Source organism: Phenylobacterium sp. VNQ135 (assembly GCF_049445735.1).
GTDB lineage: Bacteria > Pseudomonadota > Alphaproteobacteria > Caulobacterales > Caulobacteraceae > Phenylobacterium.
The window spans coordinates 1-25,543 of record NZ_JBMSDS010000006.1; the positions used below are offsets into that span (position 1 = coordinate 1).

Annotated in this window: 21 protein-coding genes; 12 read left to right on the forward strand and 9 right to left on the reverse strand. The window is 63.5% G+C overall.

Annotated features, from left to right (window positions below; translation table 11 throughout):
- Positions 1–129 precede the first annotated feature (129 nt).
- The 3 genes from ACO2Q0_RS20430 to ACO2Q0_RS20440 form a co-directional block, all read right to left on the reverse strand.
- Positions 130–1,089: an O-antigen ligase family protein gene (locus ACO2Q0_RS20430; RefSeq protein ID WP_423353364.1), complete on the reverse strand. Its 960-nt coding sequence runs from the start codon at positions 1,087–1,089 to the stop codon at positions 130–132.
- 653 nt (positions 1,090–1,742) lie between these two features.
- Positions 1,743–2,549 carry a glycosyltransferase family 4 protein gene (locus tag ACO2Q0_RS20435; protein WP_423353365.1) on the reverse strand — a complete coding sequence of 269 codons (807 nt, stop codon included), beginning with the start codon at positions 2,547–2,549 and terminating at the stop codon, positions 1,743–1,745.
- Positions 2,550–2,932: 383 nt separating this feature from the next.
- Positions 2,933–4,093 (reverse strand): hypothetical protein, encoded by a 1,161-nt coding sequence (locus tag ACO2Q0_RS20440; RefSeq protein ID WP_423353366.1) that lies wholly within the window; start codon positions 4,091–4,093, stop codon positions 2,933–2,935.
- A 246-nt stretch (positions 4,094–4,339) separates the two neighbouring features.
- Here ACO2Q0_RS20440 and ACO2Q0_RS20445 point away from each other — a divergent pair, with 246 nt between their 5' ends.
- Positions 4,340–5,182, forward strand: a complete 843-nt coding sequence (locus tag ACO2Q0_RS20445) for a glycosyltransferase family 2 protein (protein ID WP_423353367.1) — start codon at positions 4,340–4,342, stop codon at positions 5,180–5,182.
- Between the two features lie 251 nt (positions 5,183–5,433).
- Positions 5,434–6,777, forward strand: coding sequence for a hypothetical protein (locus ACO2Q0_RS20450; RefSeq protein ID WP_423353368.1), 1,344 nt, complete (start codon positions 5,434–5,436; stop codon positions 6,775–6,777).
- Between the two features lie 508 nt (positions 6,778–7,285).
- On the opposite strand, the gene ACO2Q0_RS20455 is transcribed toward ACO2Q0_RS20450, so the two are convergent.
- From ACO2Q0_RS20455 to ACO2Q0_RS20470, 4 genes are all read right to left on the reverse strand, one after another.
- Complete coding sequence (locus ACO2Q0_RS20455) at positions 7,286–9,211, reverse strand: acyltransferase family protein (RefSeq protein ID WP_423353369.1); 1,926 nt, start codon at positions 9,209–9,211, stop codon at positions 7,286–7,288.
- 158 nt (positions 9,212–9,369) lie between these two features.
- Complete coding sequence (locus ACO2Q0_RS20460) at positions 9,370–10,281, reverse strand: glycosyltransferase family 4 protein (RefSeq protein WP_423353370.1); 912 nt, start codon at positions 10,279–10,281, stop codon at positions 9,370–9,372.
- A 194-nt stretch (positions 10,282–10,475) separates the two neighbouring features.
- A complete protein-coding gene (locus ACO2Q0_RS20465) occupies positions 10,476–11,450 on the reverse strand; it encodes an NAD-dependent epimerase/dehydratase family protein (protein ID WP_423353371.1) in 975 nt (324 codons plus the stop codon).
- A complete protein-coding gene (locus ACO2Q0_RS20470; protein ID WP_423353372.1) occupies positions 11,447–12,274 on the reverse strand; it encodes a glycosyltransferase family 2 protein in 828 nt (275 codons plus the stop codon). The genes ACO2Q0_RS20465 and ACO2Q0_RS20470 overlap by 4 nt, the downstream gene beginning before the upstream one ends.
- Before the next feature lie 159 nt (positions 12,275–12,433).
- On the opposite strand from ACO2Q0_RS20470, the gene ACO2Q0_RS20475 reads away from it, so the two are divergent.
- The 4 genes from ACO2Q0_RS20475 (at position 12,434) to ACO2Q0_RS20490 (ending at position 15,262) form a co-directional block, all read left to right on the forward strand.
- A complete protein-coding gene (locus ACO2Q0_RS20475) occupies positions 12,434–13,315 on the forward strand; it encodes a glycosyltransferase family 2 protein (RefSeq protein ID WP_423353373.1) in 882 nt (293 codons plus the stop codon).
- A gap of 15 nt (positions 13,316–13,330) precedes the next feature.
- Positions 13,331–14,047 (forward strand): acylneuraminate cytidylyltransferase family protein, encoded by a 717-nt coding sequence (locus ACO2Q0_RS20480; protein ID WP_423353374.1) that lies wholly within the window; start codon positions 13,331–13,333, stop codon positions 14,045–14,047.
- Positions 14,047–14,973, forward strand: coding sequence for a phosphoglycerate dehydrogenase (locus ACO2Q0_RS20485; RefSeq protein WP_423353375.1), 927 nt, complete (start codon positions 14,047–14,049; stop codon positions 14,971–14,973). Before ACO2Q0_RS20480 ends, ACO2Q0_RS20485 begins: the two co-directional genes overlap by 1 nt.
- Before the next feature lie 82 nt (positions 14,974–15,055).
- A complete protein-coding gene (locus ACO2Q0_RS20490) occupies positions 15,056–15,262 on the forward strand; it encodes a hypothetical protein (protein WP_423353376.1) in 207 nt (68 codons plus the stop codon).
- Positions 15,263–15,266: 4 nt separating this feature from the next.
- Here ACO2Q0_RS20490 and ACO2Q0_RS20495 read toward each other — a convergent pair whose 3' ends face one another.
- Complete coding sequence (locus ACO2Q0_RS20495) at positions 15,267–15,857, reverse strand: NUDIX domain-containing protein (protein WP_423353377.1); 591 nt, start codon at positions 15,855–15,857, stop codon at positions 15,267–15,269.
- Positions 15,858–15,999: 142 nt separating this feature from the next.
- On the opposite strand from ACO2Q0_RS20495, the gene ACO2Q0_RS20500 reads away from it, so the two are divergent.
- From ACO2Q0_RS20500 to ACO2Q0_RS20520, 5 genes are all read left to right on the forward strand, one after another.
- Positions 16,000–19,005, forward strand: a complete 3,006-nt coding sequence (locus tag ACO2Q0_RS20500; protein WP_423353378.1) for a glycosyltransferase — start codon at positions 16,000–16,002, stop codon at positions 19,003–19,005.
- A 307-nt stretch (positions 19,006–19,312) separates the two neighbouring features.
- Entirely contained in the window at positions 19,313–20,206 is an 894-nt protein-coding gene (locus ACO2Q0_RS20505; protein ID WP_423353379.1) for a hypothetical protein, read from the forward strand.
- Entirely contained in the window at positions 20,203–21,450 is a 1,248-nt protein-coding gene (locus ACO2Q0_RS20510) for a methyltransferase domain-containing protein (RefSeq protein WP_423353380.1), read from the forward strand. Before ACO2Q0_RS20505 ends, ACO2Q0_RS20510 begins: the two co-directional genes overlap by 4 nt.
- Positions 21,447–22,373, forward strand: a complete 927-nt coding sequence (locus tag ACO2Q0_RS20515; RefSeq protein ID WP_423353381.1) for an NAD-dependent epimerase/dehydratase family protein — start codon at positions 21,447–21,449, stop codon at positions 22,371–22,373. The genes ACO2Q0_RS20510 and ACO2Q0_RS20515 overlap by 4 nt, the downstream gene beginning before the upstream one ends.
- 10 nt (positions 22,374–22,383) lie before the next feature.
- On the forward strand, positions 22,384–23,283 hold the full coding sequence (locus tag ACO2Q0_RS20520; RefSeq protein WP_423353463.1) for an NAD-dependent epimerase/dehydratase family protein: 900 nt from the start codon (positions 22,384–22,386) through the stop codon (positions 23,281–23,283).
- On the opposite strand, the gene ACO2Q0_RS20525 is transcribed toward ACO2Q0_RS20520, so the two are convergent.
- A complete protein-coding gene (locus ACO2Q0_RS20525; protein WP_423353382.1) occupies positions 23,249–23,812 on the reverse strand; it encodes a histidine phosphatase family protein in 564 nt (187 codons plus the stop codon). The genes ACO2Q0_RS20520 and ACO2Q0_RS20525 overlap by 35 nt on opposite strands.
- Here ACO2Q0_RS20525 and ACO2Q0_RS20530 point away from each other — a divergent pair.
- On the forward strand, positions 23,801–25,051 hold the full coding sequence (locus ACO2Q0_RS20530; protein WP_423353383.1) for a glycosyltransferase: 1,251 nt from the start codon (positions 23,801–23,803) through the stop codon (positions 25,049–25,051). The two genes, ACO2Q0_RS20525 and ACO2Q0_RS20530, sit on opposite strands and share 12 nt — an antisense overlap.
- Positions 25,052–25,543 lie beyond the last annotated feature (492 nt).

Sequence of the window (25,543 nt, forward strand, 5' to 3'; positions counted from 1 at the left end):
GCAGCTCACCCGGCGGCGACGCGCTGCGCTAGCTGATGGCTACGCGCCTCGCCGCCAGCCCAGGACAACCAACAGAGGGGTCAATTTTGGACGCCGATAGGGGGTCAATTTTCAACGCCGTTTGACACACTAGGACGGGGTGGCACCTTCTTGCCGAGATGACGCTCCGATCGCAACTAAGGATCCTCTGCGGCCTCGGGAAGTCCCCGGCCCCTTATGCGCTCGCTGTGCCGGGCTAGGTAACGCCGCAACCGCGGAGACAACACCAAGTAACATTATATAGACTTCGAAGTGATATGGCCCGCCGACGACCTCAGTATATCCGCATAGTTGGATCAAGAGTAAGAACGCCATGATGCCTTTCGCGTTCTGCGGCTCGACGGCGGAAGACCGGGCGAGGACGCCAAAGGTTGCAAGAAGCATAACAAGCGACGCGAGAAGACCGAAATAGCCTACGTCCATGATCATTTGCAGCGCGTAGTTGTGCATACTCGTGCTAAGCGTACGCCCATCGAAAATCCACAGAAAGTCTCGAAAGACGCCGTTGCTAACGTGCCCGAAGAGGCCCGAGCCGAACATCTGCTCGGGCCGTAGCGTTTCAACCCAGCGGAAACCTGCCTCCCAGATTATAGGTCGGCCAGTGCCAGCCCCGAGCTCTCCAGCCCGGGTGGTGGAGCGGGTGATACTTTCAGCGGCCAGGCTCCCCGGTCCAGCCAATAGTGCGTTCAGGGCCAGGGCCGAGAAAGGCGCGAAAGCCACAGCGGAAGCTGCAACAAGGGCAAGCGCTCGGCGGCTCATTAGCGCGTAGCAGCCCATGGCGAGCAGCAGCACCAGCAGCGGCCCCCGGGCGTCGGTCAGAATGAGCGCAAACAAGCTGATGCCCGACACGGGCACGAATACCCACCGCAATTTGGGATAGGCGATCGCGACATGCAGAGCTAAGAAGCTAGATGCAGCCGACACAATGCCGATCGTATTGGCTCCCGTTACTGCTAGCGTCACGGTCAACCGACGCTGAGACAGGCCAACGAGAGATAATATCTGACTAACCGACGACTGCAGGTTTTGCCTTTCACCCAGCTCGCCCACGCCGATGACCTCAGTTAGGCTGAAGTTTACAGCAAAATATACTGGTAGACTTGCGAGCAAACAACACAGGCGAAGCCGCCAAGCGGCGGGACTGCAGTTGTAAAATAGTAGGAAGGAAGCCGCTGCGAATGCTGAGACGGCGCCGGCATACAGAACGCGGGTTATGGGCGTTAGGATGGCGTCCGGACTGCGCAATATGGCGAAGCAGACTAGTAGCAACGTAGACGCGTAAGGAAGCAGAACTCGAAAGCGTACTGGCCGTAGCGGCGCAGCACCCAATGCGTGGTGTGTCGTCGCAATCGCCCCCAAGACTGCGCAATACGCTGCTAGTGCCATTTTATCGGGTATGGCAGGAACTAGCCTCGGAGCGATGTAGGCGATAGGCCAGAATAGCAAGCCTACAGCGAACACATCGATTGACTGATGCGCCATCCGCGGGGGCCTTGAGTCATTCGCTGCCGATCTGACCTTGCGCGCTCGCTGCCTTAGCGGTCTCTGCATAGCAGCATCCGATAACACTTCTGGGCGGTCGGAGGAACCCACCGCCGGCAGACGATACCGCGGTATTATCGTACGTACATCGCGACGTTCGCGCCGCCAAACGCGACTTTAGGCACACCTCGGCAGTGACTTATCCGCACACCGGAGCCGCTTCACGTTGCCGTGCTCCGCTCTAGCGCCTCCATTAACGGGCGCATGGACGCCTGAGAGAAGGCCTCGCGCGCAGCCCTGCGCCTCAGCATGCTTGTTTGATCAGGCGCGCGCGCAAGAGCCTTCATGATGCCTCTCGCGAACGGGTCTGCCGCGTTCGCGACAATGAACTGTTCGGCCACTGAAGGAGGCAAGCCACCGACGCCGACGGCGGTCGAGACGAGTGCTGCTGGCGTGTGCAACATCTCGATTGACTTCAAGTTCACGCCACTACCTTGGAAGACTGGATTAATCAGCACCTTGCTTCCACGAAGGATTGCGCGCGCATCTGCCGGATTCGGCAGTAGCGTAACGCGAGCCACCCTGCATGCCTCGATCACGCTCTTGGTGGGATGGGAGCCTGCAATCCGTATCTTAATCCGCGGAGATGCTTGGCGGAGTTGTGGCACTACCTCACGGAGAAACCAGAGGACACCGTGGGTGTTATTGGCGTTAACGAGATTCCCGAGGTAACCAACGTCCCATTCTGGGCACCACGCCACTTGGCGGGCAAGGGCCTCCCCATAGTCTTGGTCGATGACAGGGGGCAGCCAGTGACCGTGCTCGAAACCTTCAGCCTTCCACGCGGCCAAATCAGCGTGAGAAATGTCGAAAAACTCTCTAGATCGCCCGATAACTTCGCGTTCGAAACGTTGGAGGCCGCTAAGGTTCATCATCGACGAAAGACGGGGCCTTAGCCCTTGCACAAGTTTGGCCTGCTCTCGGGTGTAGATGTACTCGCGATTATGGGAACGGTAGAGGTAGTCCATTTCGAGAGACTTTGAGAGTTGCCACCCAGCAGCCGCGGAGGCTATCCCGTCAACGAGAATGGCGCGTGCGTTGAACCGCCTCACAGCGCGAGTGACTCGAAGCAATTGCTCTCCAGATAAATGCCGCGCCGCAACCCACCCTGGATAGCGGCCAAGCAGCGGAACGCTCTGTCGTAGATTTCTAAACGGGAAAACCTCGATCTCTGTAGCCACCTCTGCAGCTGCAGCTTTAATTGCCTCTCGTTCATCTTGCCACGGCGCGCACCAGCACACGAGCAATACATCGACGCCCATTCTCTTCAGCGCCAACAAGCGTTGAAATACATCCACTCGCCCGCCATGAATGGGCGGGACTGGAGGCTCGCCATATAGAACGAGAACCTTCAAGAAGGTACCGCAAGATCCGCAGCAACTCGGCGCCTCCGTTCAAGCGTCGGCGTCCATGACCGGTGAAGCATTTCGAACGTCCATCCGTCGGCCTCCGCCTGTGCCAAGCAATGTTCCAACACATCCCCGTGTACTGCGCGAACATAGGCTTCTGGATCGCGCGCAGGAACAAAATGATCAAAGAAGGCAGGATGAGCCTCCTGCAACGTCTCCATCAACTCAGGATACGAGTGTTTGCTCGAATTTGCCCAGAAGAGCGCGTCTTGAGGGGCTCGACCATCGAAACCCCATAGCTTCACGTGCTTAGACAAGCTGCACCCTACAGGTAGCAACATCAGGTTGAGTACGTTACCAAGACCTGGCAATGCGAAAAGTTCGGTTACGCACTTATGGACGAGCTGATTAGAAGGCTGCTTGTGAATAGGGATCAGGCGGTGCGCCTCGATCGGGATTTCGCGAGCAACGACACAATGGAAAATATCGGGGTAGATAAACACAACGTCGGGGGACTCTTGCAGCCGTCGAAGTAAGTCAGCGCGAAAAGTCTCCGCAAATTTGGTCGGTCCAAAATGATATAGCGCGTCGGCGGCGACCACGGCGTGTGGGGAGATGTGGTGCCATAGCTCTGCATCACGGACGATGGTGTTGCACACTATGCGGTACCCGTCTTGCCAACTGCAGTTGATTGCCTGCGCAAGCGAAGGACCGGTTCCGAAAAGGTAGACCTTCTTGAGCTGTTCCTTCAGTATTTGCCCGCGCCAAGCTATGAAGTTCTGCTTAGAGCGACTGCGATCAGGATAACCGTTGAAAAAGGCCTCAGCTTCGGCCCAACTCCATGCTTCGTTAGAATTAGTTCTGAAATTCACATCATAAACGCCAAGGCTTGGGCGGAGCCAGGCCGGCACCTTGTGGCCAGGTGAAACGAACGTCAGTACCGGGCCGTAGAACAGTAACCACGGCAAGAAGCTTCCATCTCGCAACAGCAACATCTTGCTGCGAGGCCCGAAATAAAAGCGGGCTCTGCGTTCAAGCTCCCACTGGTCGTCGGCACTGATGCCTGGGGCGTAAAGAAAAACACGACGAGCTAGCAGGGTCCGGCGTAGCCAGTTTACTACACTCGAGGGCGAGAAGCGCAGCTTAACAGAACGAAGCCTCAACAACCCAGCTCTCCAAGGTTAGCAGGCGAGCGCTTATAGCCCGGCGAGCCGGGCAGGTAAACGCGCATAGGATCGAGCATCATCGATCTGCACCGTTGGACTCCTGCCTCGCAGCTACCATTGCGCGCACTGCCGCAGGCTAGTCTGTGTTGCGTCGCAGCAAACCCTCGCGTCGTAGAGGGTACTTTGATAGGTGGAACAACTAGACTCATCCATAGCAGCCAAGCGGCTTAGCGTGAATCAACCATGGCGACCGTTACCGTGATAGTCAGCGCTCACAATCGGCGGCAGCAGACATTATCATGCTTCGATGCCCTGTTCGGCGGCAACAGCGGCACTCACCACATTCGCGTTGTTTTGACGGATGATGGCTCCACAGACGGCACAGCCGATGCTGTTAGGGCGTCGTTTCCCTCCGTCGAGATCGTTGCCGGCAATGGCGCACTCTACTGGAACCGCGGAATGCTTGCAGCGTGGCGGCACGCACTCACCTGCAACACGGACTATTATCTTTGGCTGAATGACGACACGGAATTGAGGCCGGGGGCACTTGACGCCCTCATCGCCCTCCAACAGACGGCTCCACCCAAGACCATCGTAGTCGGCAGGATCGTCGACAGCGAAGGTAAGCCCATATACGGCGCGCTCCGCAGGGTAGAATCGGACATTAAACTCGGCGGTGTCCGCATCTGGCGCCGGATCAGGACGGAGCTTGCGCCACCAGATGAAGGTTCTTCCGACACCTTCCAAGGGAACTGCGTACTGATGCCGTCTAGCGTCGTGGACGATGTTGGCTTGCTTGACCCGGTGTTTTGGCATTCGGAAGGAGACACGGATTACGGGTATCGCGCCAAAGCCGCGGGCTACGACATCCGTCAAGCGGTCGAGCCTGTCGCCATCGGCACATACAACGACGCCTTTGAACAGAAGCGCAGTCGCCTCAGCTTTGACACGTGGCGGTACGTGTTCACCCACCCAAAAGGCCGCCGCTTCAGCGAAACATCAATATACATTCGACGTTACTACGGCCCCTCCTGGAGGTTGCGCCTTCTATTCTTCTACGCACGTATGCTCTTGGTGCAAAAGTAGGCCGCCTGGTTCGAGCCTCCAACTTGCATTTGCAGCCTCATTGATGCCTCACCGGTCAGCAGGCACAGCTATGCGCCGTCGCACCGGAGAGGAAGCACGGCCTCGCGTTGGCGTGAGCGCTCGGAATCAAGCATATTGGAGGTTGGATGAGTAGCCTGCGGTCGTTGGCTCACAGCGCCTGGAACTCACCCACGTTGATGACATGGGCGAGCCTTTTTGTCCGGCTCGGCGGCTTAGCCCTGCTCCTACCCGTGGCACTTGCGACGTTAAGCACGGACGAGGTGCTTGTTTGGCAAACGATCTCCAGCTTAACCGTACTTTTTACCCTCATCGACTTCGGGTTCAATCCGACGTTCGCCAGAATCATTGCAACTGCCCGTGGTGGTGGCACACTGGCTCAACTTTCGCGAGGTAGACGCGGCCAGGACCAGTCACTGGAACACGGAGATGCCCCGCTCGATATTGGGGAAGTTACGGCAACGCTTCGCTGGGTCTATCGCTGGATTGTTGTGGTCAGCACCTTCCTCACGCTGACAGCTGGAACTTCTGCGCTGTTGCGGCCCATCTCGAATCTAAGTGACGCCAGCGAAGCATGGGTGGCGTGGTGTCTGGCTGCAGTGTCTCTGCAAATCTCCGTCTTCGGCGGTGCAAACAGCGCTACGCTTACTGGGTTTGGCTGCATCGCGACCGCACGCCGCATAGACGCCGGGGTCGGCGCGCTGCAGATCCTGACAGCAGTACTCGTCGCCGCAGCTGGTGGCGGGCTGCTAGGAATTGTAGCGAGCTACTCGGCATTCTCGCTGCCCCTCTACTTGGCCTATCATCGCAAGGTGCGTCGTTTAAACGTGCCGCGCTCAGCCGCGCGTCTCAACCCGCTACTCCTCCAGGCTGTGTGGGCGGCAGCTTGGCGCTCCGGTGTTGGCGTCCTTATGAGCAACGGCATCATACAAATGAGTGGCGTTCTCTATGCTCAGCTAGGGAAACCCGCGGATGCCGCAGCGTTCATGCTGCTACTTCGTGCCATCACGGCTGTGAGCCAGGTATCTCAGGCACCATTCTACTCAAAGCTACCAGAGATGTCGCGACTGCGGGCTGCGCGGGAGATCCACGAGGTTGCCGCTCTCGCGTCGGCAGGGATGTCGTTTGCCTTCTGGACATACTCGATCGGCGCCGGAGCACTGTTGGTCCTGGCACCACCACTACTGCAGATGATCGGGAGCTCAGTGCACCTTCCCGCCTACGATGTAACCGCAACTCTGATATTAGCATTCTTCGTTGAGCGCTATTGCGCAATGCATATTCAGCTCTACTCACTTACCCACCACATCATCTGGCATGTCATGAATGGTGTGACCGGTGTGCTAATGATTTGTTCTTCTGTCGCACTCGCGCCCATGGTGGGGCAGCTCTCCTTCCCTTTAGCAATGCTAATCAGCTACAGTGCCTTCTTTGCGTGGCGCGCTTCACAGCTATCCATTAACAGCCTTGGCACTTCGCGCGCCAGATTTGAACTGCGCACCTCGGCGTTTCCTCTGATAGCCCTTCTATGCATGCTAACCGGCGCGCTGTTTCTTCACATGGGCGATCGACAATGAGCTGGCGCGAAGATCTGTACGCGTACTCTCGACGACCCACTCTGCACGTTGAGAAAGATGCGGGCGTTCGATCGCCAATTCACGCGGAATGGGCCCTCGAAGCGTTGTCACATTGTCACCGCCGTCTGCAGGTTGCCGCCCCAACGCCTAGCCACTGAGGTTCGGGCACTACGGTATCGCCGCAACGGGCACTTCGCGAAGGAGCGCGAAACGGTGCCCGCCGATTCGAAACACGGTCAGCGATCATGCTTGCGCTACCACGCTGGCACAGCGCCCGCACCGCCTCCCTAGCTTAACAGCAGCAGACTTATAGTTCGTCAGTAGCTTCTTAGTGTGCGCCAAAGTCTGTCAACGAGCGCGCCCGCGTCTCGCTGCGGCATCGGCCACGCTCGAGAAGCTTTCTGGACACCATTACGGCCTGTTCCACCGCCTGGGCTCACGCGCCGGCACCGCCAGCACACAAAGTTGGTTTCCGGCACTTGCGATGTTCGCACTTATTCGCGAACGCTCAGAAGTACGCCCGAAATAACGGAGCGAGCGACCGCGCAAACTGCGCCGTTAGGTGATTACTGTCTGCAAAAATAGGAACTCCCTCGGACATGTACGGACAAGCTGTGGACGAACAGATGGCTTCATCAGGATAGATGACGTCGACACCAGCGGCCCGTAGCATCGCGAGCCGCGAATAGACTGGCTCAAGGCGAGACTCAAGGTCCGCCCTCGGGGCGTACAATGGTTGTCTTGAAACACGGTGATAGGCCATCGACCTCGAGAGGTTGCTGGAAAGGTCGTAGCCTGGTGTAGCGATTGGTCCGACGATTATGACGTCCTTATTCGCGGCTCGCAGCTCCGCCACAGTCGCGACTAGCCCATCGAGCATGACTTCGAACTTATGGTCCTCTTTCATGCCGGCCTGAAGGTAATATGCTCGGCCATCATAGTTCTCCCAGTGCATAGCTAGGATCACTGTTCTGACGGATGTTTCAGTGATGCGGCGTGCATTCGATCTGTTCAGCCTCAGGCAACTGGCGCTCGTGCTTCGATCCACCAGAGGCGGGCAGTCATTGACAGGTATCAGTAGTCCGCTTTTCCCCCTCTCAGCGAGAACCGCGTCGATAGCCGGCGTATACATCTGGGCATGGGAGTCTCCCCAGATAATTACGTCAATGTTGGCGAAGTCTCTTCGTTCAACCCCAAGAGGACACGCGTAATACCCTTTGAAGGGGATGTAATCAGTCACCGAGCATTTGAACATCGTGCCGCCGACCGCGTTAATCCGAGCTACATCCGGAGAATACCGGCTCGGCCAACCCATATTTGCGGTCAGCGCGACGGAAGCCGCGACGAATGTGGCGGCACCCGCAGCGAAGACTGTGAAGAGCGAGCCGAAGCCAAGGGCACGGCGCCTGAAGGGCACCTCAATGAAGCGCCACGAAAGATAGGCAACGAACACGCCGGCCGCGATCACTCCCGCCGTCTCGAAGCTAGTCAGCTCACGGACAAGGTAGTACCGGGTCAACACGATTATAGGCCAGTGCCAGAGGTAGAGGGAGTAAGAAATTAGCCCGACGCCCACCATCGGCTTGCTTGCCAGAAGCCAAGTGAGGTGGTGACGACCTTCCGCGCCAGCCGCGATGATCAGAGCCGCCCCAAGGCAAGGCGGAACCGCAGCAAGTCCCGGAAACGGCGTCCGATCAGAATACAGTGCGACAGGTACTAACACCAGTACGAGGCCAGCCAAAGCCACGGCGCCTCGGCAGGCCTCAGATTTCATTCGCGGGTAGAAACCGATCGCGAGCAGTGATCCGAGAAGAAGCTCCCACGCTCGAGTCGGAAGCAGGAAAAAGGTAGGCAAAGACTTGTTAATCTGTATTCCGACAACAGCAAGAATTAGGGAGCAGAGCGTGGCCAGCACAAGGACTTGATGTTCGAAGCGTCGGATGAATCGGTGCGTTGCCGCGAGAAGGAGCGGGAAGAAGATATAGAACTGCTCTTCGACGGCAAGCGACCACGTATGTAGAAAGACCTTTTGCTCGGCCGGCCCGTCAAAGTATCCCCCGGTGCGCCAGAAGAAGATATTCGAGCTGAATAAGCTCGCAGCCGCCGCGCTCTGCGATGCTGCCGCGTAGTCCTTCGGCATCAGCACGACGGCCCCGACGACTAGAACAAGCGCCATCATTACGAACAACGCAGGTATTATTCGCTTGATCCGACGCGTGTAAAACGATCGCACTGAATAGCCGCCGGCGCTCTGCTCTTGCCGGATAATAGCGGTTATAAGATAGCCAGAAATTACGAAGAATACGTCGACCCCGACATACCCGCCGCTAAAGCCGCTAACGTTGGCATGGAAGAGAACAACTGGCAGAACTGCCAATGCGCGGAGCCCATCGACGTCGGCTCGGTACGGCATTCTCACTGCGCCATTGGTCATCCATCCCTCCTAGTACCCAAGGCGCACCCGAGAGCGTGCTCCAAGCTCAATGGCGATTCCAACGGCTCGCTTCTTATCAACTGATGTTTGCAGTTGCTGCGACGCACGAGACATTTGCCAAGCCATACCGGGCGACCCGTTCCCGGCACATGGTCCACTTACATGCCAAGCATTGAGGCCCACTCAGCGCCGGCTCTAAGATTCACAGCCTCGATCGCGCTCTTTGCGGCAGCGGCTCTCGCCGCGCGCCGCGCCCGGGACGAAGATCCTTCATGATCATGATATGCCGCTTGGAGTGCAATCCGGAGACCGCTTCGATCGCAGCCCGATGCTCGATACAATCCATCTATCTCGCCTAGGTATTCGCCCACTCCAACGTCTGGGGTAATAATCACACCGACGCCTTCGCTGAGCGCTTCAAGAACTGTTAAGCCGTAGGACTCAAAGGCGCTAGCAACGACCAATACATCGACACCGCTAAAGAAGCTTGCCCGATGCTCATGTTTGACGGCGCCGGAAAACTGTACTGTCCTGTCACCCAGGCTGGCAGCCGCCCGTCGAGCATGCCGCGCATAGCGCTCCGAACCGGGACGGGGAGCTCCACCCACCTTGAGCGTACAAGCAGCATGCGATGAGGATAGAAAGTCTCCAAACGCCTGTACCAACGGCAAGAGGCCCTTTCTTGGGCTGATTTCCGCGAGAAACCCGAAGGTAAAGCGGCGATCACCTGAGCAATCTGTACTTTCTTGGCCACTCAGGCTATCGACAAAATCAGGTATTACCCGACGCGGTGCGCGCTTAGAAACCCAGGAAACAAGCGAATCTCGCTCTACTTTGGATGAGAATACTATGGAGCTAGTCCTGCGAATTCGCTCGTTCTCCACTAACGCCAAGTACGGCAATTTCTTCAAATCACGTGGGCGAGAAAACTCCGCAGCAGCTAAACCGCCGCGCGGCAAGTAGTAGATATTCTGTGATGGGGATAGGTTCTTGTATAACGTGCGAATGGCCGGCCCTCGTTGCCAAGGACCAGCCACGATGATGCTGTCGTACTTCTGAAGTTCGCTCATAGGGAAGTGTGGGCAGGGCTCCTCTGCCGCCGGTAGAACCTTGAGCCTTTCGACGCCCGACCTAAGCCGCCCCAAATCGAACACGTCGGAGGTCGCGCCGAGTTTGCCAAGTTGGTGCGCTAGCAGGCGAATGGATTCGGGAGCCCCCCCCCAGCCCTGTCGAAACTCCTGCACGATGTGGAGAAGTCGCATCGTCAACGCGCCTCTCGCGGGGCACCGGCAAGCAGCCACTCCACCGACTCATCGACTCCCGCCTCGAATGGTATGACAGGCAGCCCGATGAGTGAGAATGTTGGCTCTAGTGGCACGGGGTAACTCTGCGTTAGCCGCTGCACTCGGCCGCTATCGATCGGCACCGGTCTGCCGAGCTTGGCGGCTGCGTCTCCAGCATATCCGAGGAGGTGGAGCAACGCCGCCGGTACGCGAGTCGCCGGTTTGCCGCGAAGGCGCACGCTGAAGGCATCGGCCCAGATAGCGGAGTCCATCACCTCGTCAGCTAGATAGTAGACTTGCCGGCTGGTGATTGCCGGTGGCTTCAAGATAAGATCAACCATCTGCTTAGCAGTATTACGCACAAAGCCATATGATCTCAGAATAGGAGCATCCGCTACGGCTTGGATATAGTGCCCGGATCCTATGTACTTCCAGATCGCAGAGGCAAGCGACGGGTGGTACGGGCCCCAAATCGTAGCGGGACGTACTGTCAACCAAGGAACTTCAGACTGCCACTGAAATAGGAGCCCCTCAGCAAACGCCTTGGCCTCGCCGTAAACCGTGTATGGTTTGAAGTCGAGCGGCCCTCGTGGATCATGGCCGGGCCCGATCGTAAGTTGTGTTGACACATTCAACAATCGCGTAAGCTGTCCATAGCCCTCGATGGCAGCGAGCAGGTTTCTGGTTCCTTGGTGAATGGACGCGAAATCCTCCCACGCTGAACTCTGAATTTCTGCTCGCGCGGCCAAGTGCATGATTATATCAGGCCGGAACTCGGTAAGACTCCGCTCCAAACTTTCGAGGTCGAGCAAGTCTCCCTCGAACCAGCTATTGTCGTGGCGCCGAAACGTCGGCCTTTTCACATCGAAATTGCAGCCAATATGTCCTTCAGCACCGAGCACGTCCATGACGTGAGATCCGATAAAGCCCGATCCGCCGGTGACAAGAACCCTCATCGCGAGCCTCCTCGCGGGCGCCGGAGAGTGGCGATGCGGAATGCATCCACAAAACGGCCTTGAATCGCTGGTCCAAACCGGATGCGCAGCCAGGATTTGACCTCTGCACGGAAGAGCAGCCATCTGAAAGGCAAAGACGGCGGCTCCCCTTCGGCTGCGCACACTGCAGCGATTTCACGTAAAGTCGTTGCTTGGCTCAGAGAAGCTCCTGAAAGCCCCTGATCCCCTGCAAGTACAAGGAGATCATCTAGGAACGCTGCCTCGCAGCGGCGCAAAGCGCGGCGGGTCCATTCGTAATCGCCAGCTATTCTGAAGGCGGGTCGGAAGCCGCCGATGCGCTCGAACAACTCGGAGCGAGCTAGCATCCCAGTATGCGGAATCGCCATGCAGTACTTCATCCGGCGCCGGAGCTTCGCCCATGGCCCCCCAAGCACGTCAGTGACTCGGCCCGCAGCGGACACCATCGCCACTTTGCCATAGGCCACGCCAACGTTGGCTGGCAGTTTGGCTAGCGCCGCATGCAGCCGCTCAACGACCTTCGCATCAGCGATCCTGTCATCGCATCCGATGAACCAAACCCACTTGGACCGAACCTTGGGTAAAGCCTTGTTCCAGGCGTCATAGATTCCATCATCGGGCTCGCTCTGCCAGAATGTCAGTTCGTGACTTCGCTGTTCGAGAAGTTCCTTGGTGCCGTCGTGCGAAGCGCCGTCCATGACTATCAGTTCATCAACAGGGACGGTCTGACATCTAATACTATCGAGGCATGACTCCAGAGTGGCGGCTCCGTTGTACGTCGCAATGACTATCGCGATCGACGTCACTTCACGCCCCCAAAAGACTCACAAAGCTGCTTACCCGTCTGGCAGATCGGGACGCGCGGCCGTCCTATGCGCCAACATCGTTTTCGCCTCAAGCTCAACCGCGGCCGCGGCTTGCAAATGCGTCAACGCTGTGCACTAAGCGTTCGCGCCGAGGGGGCTATGGACGCCAGCATCGTTATTCGCACGTACAACGAGGCCAAGTGGCTTCCGGAGCTGCTCGCGGCGGTCAAAGCTCAGCGGCTCGAGGGCCTTTCGGCCGAGACCGTGATCGTCGATTCCGGGTCGACAGACGAGACCTTGGCGATCGCAGAAGCGCATCAGTGTCGCGTCGTGCACATCGCGAAGGAAGATTTCACCTTCGGGCGCTCTTTGAACGTCGGCTGCGAGGCCGCCCGCGGCGAATCCCTGGTGTTCATCAGCGGCCACTGCATTCCGGTGGGCGAGGAGTGGCTTGCCAACCTGATCCAACCCTTGCGCGAAGGGCGCGCACATTACGTCTATGGGCGGCAGGAGGGTCATCCTCTGACGAAGTACTCCGAGCATCAGCTGTTCAAGAAGTACTATCCCGACCGCAGCGTCATCCCGCAGCAGGACATCTTCTGCAACAATGCCAACTCGGCCTTGCTTAAGCGTGTGTGGCGCGAACAGGCGTTCGACGAGACCCTCACCGGGCTCGAGGACATGGAGCTCGCGAAGCGGCTCGTCGCCACGGGTCGCCGGATCGGCTACGTCGCAGACGCCTCTGTGCTGCACATTCACGAGGAGACGTGGTCGCGGGTGAAGAACCGGTACGAGCGCGAGGCGATCGCCCTTCGGACGGTGTTGCCCGACGTGCACGTCTCGTTCTGGGATTTTCTGCGCTATTTCGCGGCCGGCGTGATGCTGGATTCGGGCCAGGCCATTCAGGACAAGGTCTTCCTCAAACACGCGGGCGAGATCGTGCTCTTCCGGCTGATGCAGTACTGGGGCACCTATCGCGGCAATCATCATCACCGGCGCCTGTCGGCGCAGCGGAAAGAAGCCTACTTCTATCCTCGTTAACCCCTGCTGGATCCCATGACCTCTGAACCGTCGTACGGGCTGGTGGCGCTCCTGCCCATGAAAGCGCACAGCGCCCGCGTCATCTCGAAGAATTTCCGCACTTTTGCTGGCAAGCCCCTATTTCGGTGGATTCTCGACACCTTGTTGGCGACGCCAGAGATCGAGCTCGTGGTGATCAACACCGACGCCCGCGAGATCCTGCGCGAGCATGGGCTGACTGGAGATGAGGGCCGCGTGCTGATCCGTGATCGGAAACCGGAGCTCTGCGGCGACTTTGTGAGCATGAACCTCGTTCTTGCCGACGACATCGCCGCGGTGAAGGCTGACGCTTACCTCATGACCCACACAACCAACCCGCTCCTGTCGCGCGAGACGGTGGCGGCGGCGATTCAGCGCTACCGCGAAGGCGTGGCGGCTGGCGTCGCGGACTCGTTGTTCACCGTGAACAAATTCCAGACACGCTTCTACCGGACCGACGGCAGCGCGGTGAACCACGATCCAAACAACCTGATACGGACGCAGGACCTGGAGCCTTGGTTCGAGGAGAATTCGAACCTCTACCTCTTCTCCCGTGAGAGCTTCGCGGCGACAAACGCCCGGATCGGCAAGCGGCCCCTGATGCATGAGATGGGCAAGCTTGAGGCCGCCGACATCGATGGCCCCGAGGACTGGATGATCGCCGAAGCCATCGCCCGCTATCAGGGCGAGCGTCCTGAGAGCGAGGTCGAATGATGCGCGTCCTGGTCACCTGCCCGCCGATGCTGCGGATGATCGATGAATTCCGACCGATCTTCGCCGATCGCGGCGCGGAGCTCGTCGCGCCCGACGTCGTCCAGACCCTGACCGAAGAGCAGCTGATCGAGCTGCTGCCGACGTTCGACGGCTGGATCTCGGGAGATGACCCGGCGACCGAGCGCGTGCTGACCGCAGGCGTGGCCGGTCGCCTGCGGGGCCTCGTCAAATGGGGCGTGGGCGTCGACAACGTCGACTTCGAGGCCTGTCGTAAGCTCGGCCTTCAGGTGGCGCACACCCCAGGCGTCTTCGGTCGCGAGGTGGCCGACATCGCCATGGGCTATGTCATCGGCCTGGCGCGGGAGACCTTCCGGATCGATCGCGAGATCCGGGAGAAGAAGACCTGGCCGAAGCCCAGCGGCATTTCGCTCGAGGGCAAGGTTGTCGCGCTCGTCGGCTTCGGGGACATCGGGCGGGCGACAGCGCGACGGCTGCTGGCGTCGGACATGATCGTCCATGCCTACGATCCCGGCGCTCCGGAGACGCCCGATTTGGAGGTGACCCGCCTCGCCTGGCCTGAGCGGCTGGAGGAAGCCGACTTCATCGTCTTCACCTGTCCGCTGAACGAGGCGACACGCGGCATGTTCAATGCCGACACGCTGAATCTGGTGAAGCCCGGCGTCAGACTGGTCAATGTTGGGCGCGGTCCCGTTGTGGTCACAGACGCCCTGATCGAGGGCTTGAGAGATGGCCGCATCCATTCGGCGGCCCTCGACGTGGTGGAGGTGGAGCCGCTGGCGCCCGACTCCCCGCTGCGCGATTTCGATCAGTGCATCTTCGGGTCGCACAACGCCTCAAATACAGCAGACGCGGTGCGTCGGGTCTCGCACAAGGCGATCGACCTTCTTTTCGGGTTCCTTCACTAGCTTAGCCATTGTAAGGGCTCGTGTCTCGTCGCCCGCAAAGCGGGTCCGGCGCCGACGCGTGGTCCTCGCGAAGGGGTAGGTGGTGGAGAGCGACAAGCCTGAACTGCGCCGACTGGTGACGGCGCTGGACGCGGTGATCCGGGACGCCAGCGCGGCCCGAGCGGCGTTGCGCCAAGCGCTCGAACCTTCCCCGGCGGAGCCGTCGCCCCAGGCGACGCCAGTCGCCGAGGTCGTCGCTCAGGCGGAGAAGGAACGACCGCGCAACATCGGATGCACCTGGCCCGCCTAGGGCCTCAGCTCCGGAACAGGTCCGGCCGCCGCAATTGCAGCGTCTGTGTGAGGATCAGCACCTTGGCGTCGAGGATCTCGCCGCAGGCCGCCATCCGGGCGAGCTGCTGCAGCGGCGCCTCATGCACCTGGATGAACTCGTTCTCGCTGACGAGGCCGCCGCCGCCGCCGACGCGGTCGGCGACGCCATAAGGCGCCAGGAAGAGGTACGCCCGCTCCGTGGAGACCCCGGGCAGGGTGAACAGCTTGACCACGAACTCGAGATGCTGGAGCCGCACTCCGCCCTCTTCCATCGCTTCGCGCCGGGCGCAGTCTGCCGGCTCGTCGCCGTCAAGGCGCCCGGCGATCGCTTCCAGGACCGGGGGATGGCCCTTGATGAGCACCGGCGCCCGGGCCAGCGTGACCAGCAGCGCGACACGCCGCGCCGGATCGTAAGGCAGGATGCAGATCGACTCGCCGTGATCCTCGGCGTGGCGTTCGAACACCGCCCCGCCCGGGTCGCGAATGGTGGCCAGCAGCATGCGCGCCCAGCCGTCGTAGACGACCCGATAGCTCAAGAGCTCGGCGTCGGCGGAGGCGCAGCTTGTCTTCGTCATCCGCCTCCAACAGCCTCCAGAGGCCGGCCCGTCAACTTAAGTTTGTAATGTCACGTTGCGGTTGACTAGAAGATAGCGGGCAGATGAGTCGCTGGGCCGACGATCTGCGCAACTCGATGGCAGCGAGACCCGTCCCCACCCCATGCGCGTCCTCCTCCTTGAGACGGATCTCTTCAGCGCCGTCGGAGGCGGTCAGACGGTCTACCAGAACTTGGTGCGGCGCCGCTCCGACGTCCAGTTCAGCTTCTTCTCGACCGGCGCCGCCGCCGTCGGCGCGTTGCCGCCCAACGCGACCGCCATCCCGCTGACGGACTGGAACCCGGCGGAGTTCGACTACGGGCGTGACGGCCACTTCCAGCCCGCCCTGTCCGCGGCGCGGCGCTTCGCCCGCTCGGCGCGGCTGGCTGATCCGGCAGGGGCCTTCGACGTGGTCGACGCGCCCGACTATCGCGAGCACGCCCTGTTCATCCGCGAAGCGCTGGCGGAAGAAGGGCTGGCGGTGGGCTCCGTCGCCCTGGCGCTGCACGGGACGATATCTTCCGCGTTGCGGGGCGGTTGGCCTTGGCAGGGTGACGCGCGAAAGATGTTCGCCGCCCTCGAGCTGCGCGAGCGGCTGCAGAGGCAGACCGTCGACAGCCTATATGCGATCAGCGGCGCCTATGCGGCTGAGGTGGCGCGCGGCAGCGGCCGCACGATCAACCTTATCGATCCCCTCGCGCTGATCCGGCCGACCGAGCCGGTGATGGCGCCGGCCGGGGGCCCGCCCGATCTCGTGTTCGTGGGACGGCGGGAGAAGCGCAAAGGCCCCGACCTGTTCGTCGACCTCGTCTGGTCGACCCCGCGCGAACTCTATGGCGCGGCCCGCCTGATCGGCGGCGACGGCGTCAACCATCAGGGACGCGGCGGCGACGAGATCCTCGCCGAGGCCGCGAGACTGCGGGACGTTCAGGTGAGCATCGAGCCGGCCCGGTCCCAAGCGGAGCTTCGCGCGCTCTGCCGCAGCCGGACGGTGCTGGTCGTCCCCTCCCGGTACGACCAGTTCAATCTGGTGGCGCTGGAGGCTCTGCTGGACGGCTGTCCGACGCTGATCTCGCGCGGCGCGGGCGTCGCCGAGTGGGTCGAGACCCATCTGCCCGAGCTTGCCTGGTTGATCGTCGACTTCACCTGCGAGCGACAGGCCGCCGAACTCGCGACCCGAATCTGCCAAGACTATGACGGCGTCCGCGCCGAGGTCGTGCGTGCGGTCCGCGCCGCGCAGCTTGAGCCCGACCTCAGCCGCTTCGAGACGATGTATGCGGCGAGCCGGCCCGCGTCGGCGCCGGCCGTGCAGACGCGGCTCCGCACCTTCGCCCAGCGCGCGACCTTGGCGGCCAATGTGCGCGCCGTCAGCGAGCGCCCCCCCCTGCCGCGCGATCCCATCTTGCGGGCGGGCGCAGCCGCACTCTTCGCCACCCAGAAGGGCGGCCGGCTTGCCGGGCAGGGTTGGTCCCGCGCCGCAGGGGCGCTCCGCCGTACGCGAGATGAGCTGACCGAAGAAGCGGTCGTGGCGCGGTTCCGCCGCCGTATCGCCCGGCTCTACGGGATCAAGGGCGCGGCGTGGCCGGAATTCACCTTGTCGGGCTCGGCCGACGGCGTGCGGGATCGGCTGCTATATCAGGGGGAGAGCGATGCGCGGCAGCGGGCCGAGAAGATCGCCTATGGCCAGCTGGTCGCCTCCGAGCGACGCCTGGAGCGGGTGCACTGGTACGCCGAGCTGGCGCGCCTCGAGCAGGCCGCCGGCAACCGACTGACCGCCGCCGTCTACCAGGCCCGCATCCTGCGCTGGCTGGGCGTCGACCGCTTCTCCAGATTGGCGGACGTCCAGGCGACGCTGATCGAAGAAGGTTTTCCAGCCGAGGCGGCCAGCTTGACGGGGCTGCTCGACGACGGGCCGATGAGCCGCCCCGAGGGCCGCAAGATCCTCGACGCGCAGCTCTCGCAGCACCTGAGCCTTGCCGACAAGCCCTGGGCGCGGCTCGCCGATCGCCGCGCTGAGGCCGAGCCGAAGGTGTCGGTGATCGTCTCGCTCTACAACGCCGCCGCCAAGCTGCCGGGCTTCGTCCGTTTCCTGCGCCAACAGACCCTGCTGCAGGCGGGGCGGGTCGAGGTGGTCTTCGTGGACAGCGGCTCGCCCGCCGACGAATGGGCCGCGCTGGAACCCGTCTGGCGCGAACAGCCGTTCCCGATGGTCTACGCCCGCAGCGCCGAGCGCGAGACGATCCAGGCGGCGTGGAACCGCGCCATCCGCCTCGCCCGCGCGCCCTATCTCGTCTTCCTCGGCGTCGATGAAGGGGTCCGCCCGGATGGGCTGGCGCGCCTTGCCGAACGGCTCGATCATGAGCCCGATGTCGACTGGGTGATGGCCGACAGCTTCATCAACCAGATCGATCGTCGCGGCGTGGTGGACCAGGACGTCATGGCCTACGTCCGGACGGGACTTCGCGGTGCGTCGCACTATCTGGAGTCCACCTATCTGAGCTACGTCGGCGGCATGTACCGCCGAACGATCCACGATCGCTTCGGCTACTACGACGAAAGCTTCCGGGCGGCCGGCGACACCGAGTTTAAGAACCGGGTGCTGCCGTTCATCGAGGTTCGGCATCTGCCGGAGCGGCTTGGGGTCTTCAACGACTTCCCCGATGCTCGAATGACCAATCATCCGCGCGCCGAGATCGAGGATATCCGCGCCTGGTATATCCATCGCACGCCCGCCGGCATGGCCTATGCCTTCGACAACAAGCCGGCGGAGGCGGCCGTGGCCCTGCTCTGCGACACACTGTCGTACCGCAAGGCCTACAAGCGCGAGCTGAGCACCGACGTGGACCTCGCCGCGGCGCTGGCCGGCTACCTGGCGCACCGGCGACCCGACGCGCGCTGGCGGCGCGTGCAGGATCTCACCGCGCAGCTGCGCGGGCGATTCCGTCGCCTCGACACCTGGGGCACGCGCTACCAAGGCATCGGCGCGCAATACGAGCTCGCCGTGACGGTCCAGCAGATCCGCGATCTGGCGGAGCGGCTCCGCCGGGAGCTCGGATGCGAGGTCGCGCCCGCCTTCGACGCCTTCAATGACAATCGCTACGAGCAGCATTTCTGGGTCTGGCGGACTTGACGCCGCCATCCCCGTGAGCGACGGCAGAGTGCGGGAACGGCGAAAGATCCGTCAGGGGAACCAAAGGTCGATGGGTCGGGTGCGTGCCCTTGCTGGGAAGATGCGTCGGCGTCTCACCCACGCTGCATCGGCCCTCCCCCACCCCTCCGCTGATGAGCGCCCGACCGAGCCGCAGTCCTCCCCCGAGCAACCGTCGTCGCCGCCCCCCTCGCCGCCCGAGGTCGCCATGGTCGAGCCGCCGGCGGCTGTCACGAAGCGCGGACCGGACTGGTTGGCGTTCGAGGCCGACCCTGATCCCTTGGCCTTAGTGATCGAGGCCTGGGCTCAGCCGGCCCAAGGCGTGGTGATGTTCGGCCTGGGTTCGCCGAGCCGGCTGGTCCGCGCGGCCCGCGCCGTGGGCCCCAGAGGATGGCTGATCGGCCACGACGACGATCGTGATCGTCTGGGCGAGGCTCAGGCGGCGTTGAACGCCGCGGGATGCGGGTGGGCGCAACTCGTCGGCGGGCCGCGCTGGGCGGGGGCGCCAGGCGCGCTCGTGCAACGCCTGCAACGGCTCGCCGGCATCTCGCCCGCGATGGTCGTGTTCGAGACGAGACCCCAAGGACGGCTGGCGGCCTGGCTTGCGGATGCGCAACCCGAAAGCGCGCCGGTGTTCGTGGGCCGGCTAGATGAGCTGGGCGACGCCGGCGAAGCGCCCGCCCTGGCGGCCGCCCGAAGCCTGGGCTACCAGAGCCTCGACCCCATTACCGCCGAGCTCGTCGCCCTCGACGAGCCCGGCGGTCGCGACCTGACCCTCATGGCTCCCGCCCGGATGGCGCCGCGGCTTCAAGCCTTCGTCGCTCCGCCGGACTATCATGCGCGCCTGCCCCGGGACGGCTTTACGCGAGACCCTGATGGGTACTGGCGGGCCGCCCGAGGTCTGCCGCTGCCGGCCGGCCGCTTCATCCTGGCGGCGGACATCGGCGGCCTTCGGCCCGCGCCCGGCTGGCGCATCGAGGCCTACGTTCGCGGACAACTCAAGGCCGCGTCTGAGACCTCTGACGCCGCGCAGGCGAGGCTCTTCCTCGAGTTGGCCGCTCCTGCCCCGCTGCGGCTGCGGCTGCGCTGCAACGGGACGGACGAGGCCGCCTGGCGGGGCTTCGACGTCTGGCGGCGGGCGGACACAGGCGTAGAAACTTCGAGACGCGAGGACCTGGGATGACCTTTTTCGACATGGCGTGCCGGGGCTGCGGCGCCCGGCGCGTGGAGCCGTTCCTGGATCTCGGCGATCAGCCGCACTGCAACCGGCTCATCCCGGAGCGTCTGGCGGCCATTCCAGAGCCGAAGTTCCCCCTCCGCGCCGGCTTCTGCCACGATTGCACCCTGGTGCAGATCGACCACACGATTCCGAAGGAATCGATGTTCTCCGACTATCCCTATGTTTCCGGCACCACCCGGACCCTGACGGAACACTTCAAGGAGACCGCGGCGCGCCTGTCGGCGACCTTCGGCCTCGGCCCTCAGGACCTGGTCGTCGACATCGGCAGCAACGACGGCACCGCCCTTAAGGCTTATCAGGCGCTTGGCCTTCGCACCCTGGGGGTCGAACCGGCGGCGAACGTCGCGACCCTCGCACTCGAGGCGGGCGTCGAGACGCTGAACCGGTTCTTCAACGAAGAGACCGCGGCGGTGATCCGCCGCGACTATGGGCCGGCCAAGCTGGTCACGGCGGCCGGCGTCTTCTTTCACCTGGAGGAGTTGCACAGCGTCTGCCGCGGCATCCAGCAGCTGCTGGCCGAGGACGGCGTCTTCAGCGTCCAGGCGATCTATCTGGGCGGCATGGTGGAAAAGACCGCCTTCGACCAGATCTATCATGAGCACCTCTGCTACTATACCCTGCGCTCGCTGCAGGCGCTTCTGGCGCAGCATGGGCTTGAGGTGTTCGAGGTATCGGTGAAGCCGATCCACGGCGGCTCGCTGGAAGCTCACATCGGCCATCCGGGCAAGCGACCGGTGTCGCCGCGGGTGGCTGAGATGCTGGCGGAAGAGGCGCGCGCCGGCTTGGGCGAGCTCGCCACCTACCAGGCGTTCGCCGACCGGGTCTGGCGTCTGCGGGACGATCTGCTCGCCGCCCTTCACGACCAGGCGGCGCGCGGCCGGCGGGTGTTCGCCTACAGCGCGCCGGCCAAGGGCGCGACCCTGCTGAACGCCTTTGGCATCGGCCCTGACCTGGTGCAATGCGCCGTCGAGCGAGCCCCGCTGAAGTTCGACCATCTGATCCCCGGCGCCCGCATCCCGATCCGCGACGAGGCCAAGACCGAACGCCCCGACGCCTACCTGATGCTCGCCTGGAACTTCCTCGACGAGTTCATCGTCAAGGAACGGGACTTCCTGCGCGCCGGGGGCGAGTTCATCGTGCCGGTTCCCCACGTGCGCGTGGTCGGCGCCGAGGCGCTCGCCGCGTGAGCCAGATTGTGCTGGTGGGCGCCACCGGCTTCCTCGGCCGCAATGTCCTCGACGCCCTGGTCGCGGACGGCCGCGACGTGGTGGCGGTGAGCGCGTCAGGCGCCCAGCCGCCGGGCGCTCGCACCGGCCTCACCCTCGACGAGCTTGAGAGCTACCAAGGGCTCTCCGAGCAGCCGGTGCTGGTGAATGTCGCCGCCCGACGCTACGACGCCCGGACCTTTTCGGCGGAGCAGGACCTGATCCTGTCCCAGAACCTCGCCCTGGTTCAACGGGTCTATGAGATCTGCGCGCGGCGCGGCATCCGCGAGATCCGCCAGGCCAGCTCCGTGGCGGTCTACCCGGCCGACCGCCAGCTGCTCTCCGACGAGCAGCCGCTCGACCTGAACGCCGCGCCCCATCCCGGCGAAGCCTTCTACGGGTGGTCGAAGCGTTGGGGCGAGATTCTCGCCGGACTGCACCGGCAGCGGCACGGGGCCTCCACCGTCAGCTTCCGCATCACCAATCCATTCGGCCCCCACGACACCCTCGACGCCGGCGCCGCGCACGTCGCCACGGCCTTCGTCCTGCGGGCGCTGGAGCCGGGACCGGAGTTCCCGCTGCGCGGCGGGCACATTGAGCGCGACTTCATCTACGCCGGAGATGTGGCCGCCGCCATCCTCGCCACCCTGGACTGGCGGCGGCGGCAGGAGGTCTACAACCTCGGGCGCGGCGAAAACACGACACTGGCGGAGCTCGCCCGCGCCGTGCTCGCCGCGGCCGGGTCGGACAAGCGCATCGTCGCCGATGAAGCCCCCGCGAGCGGTCCCGCCGCCCGGCGCATCACCGCCGACAGAATTCGCGCCGACGTTCCGGTCGTGTGGCGCTCCTTGGACGAGGGGCTCGCCCTGACCGTGGAGTGGTATCGCCGTGCTCTCGCCCGCTAGTCGCGTCCTTGTGCTTGGCGCGGACGGCTTTGTCGGGGCGAATCTGGTGGCTTGGCTGCAGGCCCGCGGCGTCGCGCACCACGCGATCGGCCGCGCCGCGGGCGACCTGTCCGAGCCGCAGACGGCGGAGGCCGCTTTCCGCGCCGCGCCGGCGTGCGACCTGATCTTCCATCTGGTCACGCGACAGCGGACGGGCCCGGTCCAGTACGACCTCCAGGGCGAGCTGCTCGCGATCAACAGCCGCATCCATCTCAACGTGCTGGAAGCCTGGCGCCGTCACCAACCCCAGGCCCTGCTGCTGAGCGCCGGCAGCTCCTGCACCTATCCCGAGCAGGACGAGCCCCTGCCGGAAGACGCCTTCGGCGCGCCCGGCGTGCATCCCTCGGTGATCGGCTATGCCCAGGCCAAGATGCTGCTGGCCGCCGGCAGCCGGGTCTATGCCGAGCAGTACGGTCTGAAGTACCTGCACTGCGTGTTGGCCACCCTCTACGGCCCGCGGGACCATCTCGCGCCGGAGCGCAGCCATTTCATGGGCGCGATGATCGCACGCGCGGCCCGGGAGAAGGCGGCCGGGGCTCAGGCCTTCACCGTCTGGGGGCGGCCAGATGTGGTGCGCGAGTTGCTGTATGTCGAAGACCAGATCGAAGCGATGATGGCCGCCGCGAGAGTGTTCGAGAACCGGATTGTGAACTGCGCGGCCAACTCGCCCATCACCATCGGGGAGGCGGCCGAGGCGATCCGGAGGGCGCTCGAATGGGAGGCGCCGATCGCCTACCCCGCGGGCACCTTCGTCAGCGCGGGTCGGAAAGTCCTGGACTCCAGCCGGTTCCTGCAGGCCACCGGCTGGCGACCGCGCTGGACCTTGGAGGAGGGGATCAGGGCGGTGCTGGCGGATCAAGCCTCGGCTTGAGCCGCGCGCCGCTGGGCATGCCATAGGGCGCCGCGTGGTCGGGCGCAAAGGCCGGCAAGCCCTCGACGACGCAGAGCGCGCGGAAGAAGGCGGAATGCCCCACCAGCAACGGCGGCGCGCCAGACGCCGCGGCAAGGCACGTCTGCACGGCGGCCCGGGCGCGTTGCTGCAATTCGAGAAACGTTTCGGCCTCTCGGATCGCCGCCCCCGCCAGCCAGGCCTCGAAGAAGCGGTCGTCGGGATCGTCTTCCCGCGCACCTTGCTTGACCCCGAGATTGGCCTCCACGAGCTCGGGCCGGCTCAGCATCGGGCGTCCGGTCCGGGCGGCGATTGCGCGCGCCGTCTCGGCGGCTCGCTGTAGCGGGCTGTGGAAGATGATGCCGAAGGGCAGGCTTCGACACGCCTCGCCAGCCGCCTGGGCCTGCGCCCGGCCGCGCGCCGTCAGCGGGCGATCGAGCGCGCCGATGCAGCGGCGCGCGACGTTCCAATCGCTCTCGCCATGACGCAGGAAGATATAGTGATCGACCATCCGGCGCTCATAACGGGGTCGCGACACGCCGGGCAAGGCGCGAAACGGCGCCTGCAGGCGGCGAGCCACACGCGCGTTTACACCTTCGACGAGCTGTGGGAGCAGACAGGCGTGACCCAGCGCCGCCGTCTTCTCTACCTGCTCAACAGCTTCGACGCCGGCGGCGCCGAGCGGGCTCCCGGCCTGCTGCTCGACGGCGGCGCGTTCGAAGGCTTCGACGTCGACGTGGTGGGCCTCGTCCGGGGCGGCGGCTTCCATATGGAAGACCTGCGACGGATCACGGGACGGGTGGAAGCGCTGCTCGGCGACCGGCGGCTGCGCCCTTGGCACGTGCTTCCGGCGCACCGGGTGTTACGGGACCGCCTCCCGGGCTATGACGCCGTCGTCCTGTCCCTGCCCCAGGCCAATCTCGCAGGACGCCTCGCCGCGCTGCGGCTCAAACGGCGCCCGGTCCTCTACAGCTTCCATCACAACACCCACTTCTCCAATCCGTTGTACGGGCCGATGTTTCGGGCCACCGCCAGCGTGGTCGATGGCTTGCTGGCGGACAGCCTCGGCACGGCCGAGGCCGCCGCGAAGCTCTACGGTCGCCCGGCGCCGTCCGCCTCGATCCTGCCGCTGGTCCGGTTTGATCAACGCCACCCGCAACCGGCCCTGCCCTGGCGGCCGGGACGCCCGCTCAGGCTGGTGACGGCCGGGCGGCTGACGGGCGTCAAGCGCCAGGACGCCCTGATCGAGGCGGTGGCGCGTCTGCAGGCCGCGGGACGGGATGTTCGCCTGACCATCTTCGGCGAAGGCCCCCGACGGGAAGCGCTGGGTCGGCAGATCGCGCAGGCGGGCCTCAAGACCTGCGTCGTTCTGGCGGGGCATGCCGGCGATTGGTTGCAGGCCGACGCCGACGCCTTTGTCCTGTCCAGCCGCCACGAAGGACTTTGCATCGTCGCCCTCGAAGCCATGCATCGTGGGTGGCCCGTGATCGCCGCCCCTGTCGGAGAGCTGCCGCGACATGCGGCGGCTGGTGCGCTGCATCTGCTGCCGTCGGCCGATGGCGCCGCTGTGGCGCGCGCCATCGGCGCGCTGATGGATGCGCCGCAACGTCTCTACGCCATCCGCGCGGCGGGGATCGATTACGCCAACACGCAGTATGGCGCAGGGGTGGTCCGGGACGCCTATGCCGCCTTCAACCGCCGCCTGCATGCCGATGTGGCAGTGCGCCAAGCTCACGGCGGCATCCCCTAGCCGGGACCGCCGATGACGAGGCCTGAGAGACGTCCCGCCGCAGGAAGACGACCGGCGCGGAGCTTCCGTGTCCCGCGCCGGTCCGACGAGCAGCTCACGTTTTGGGGGCGGGCGCTGCTCGACGCTCGCAGCTAAGCTGAACTTGCGGCGGCGAGCAAGGCAAGCAACGGTCCCTTGGAGGCCGCAATGGGCTGGCTCCTGCGCAGAAGACGCCAGGCTTGCGAAAGGAACTCCGGTCCCCACCCTCAGGCTTGCGAGGCGCCGAGGAGATGGGCCATCGTCGACGCAAACCTGTGCAGGCGCCCGTGGTGCAGGTCGGCAATGAAGGCGCCAGCCTTGCCGCATGTGAAGCGGGACTATAATCGAAGCGAGCTGGGCGCGCGGCCAGGCGGGCCGGCCCGAGCTTGATCCCGGGCGGCCCCGGGCGCCAGCCGCGCGATCACCGGGCCGGTGCACGATCGGCGCCCACGGGAGAGCGGAGGCACGATTTGC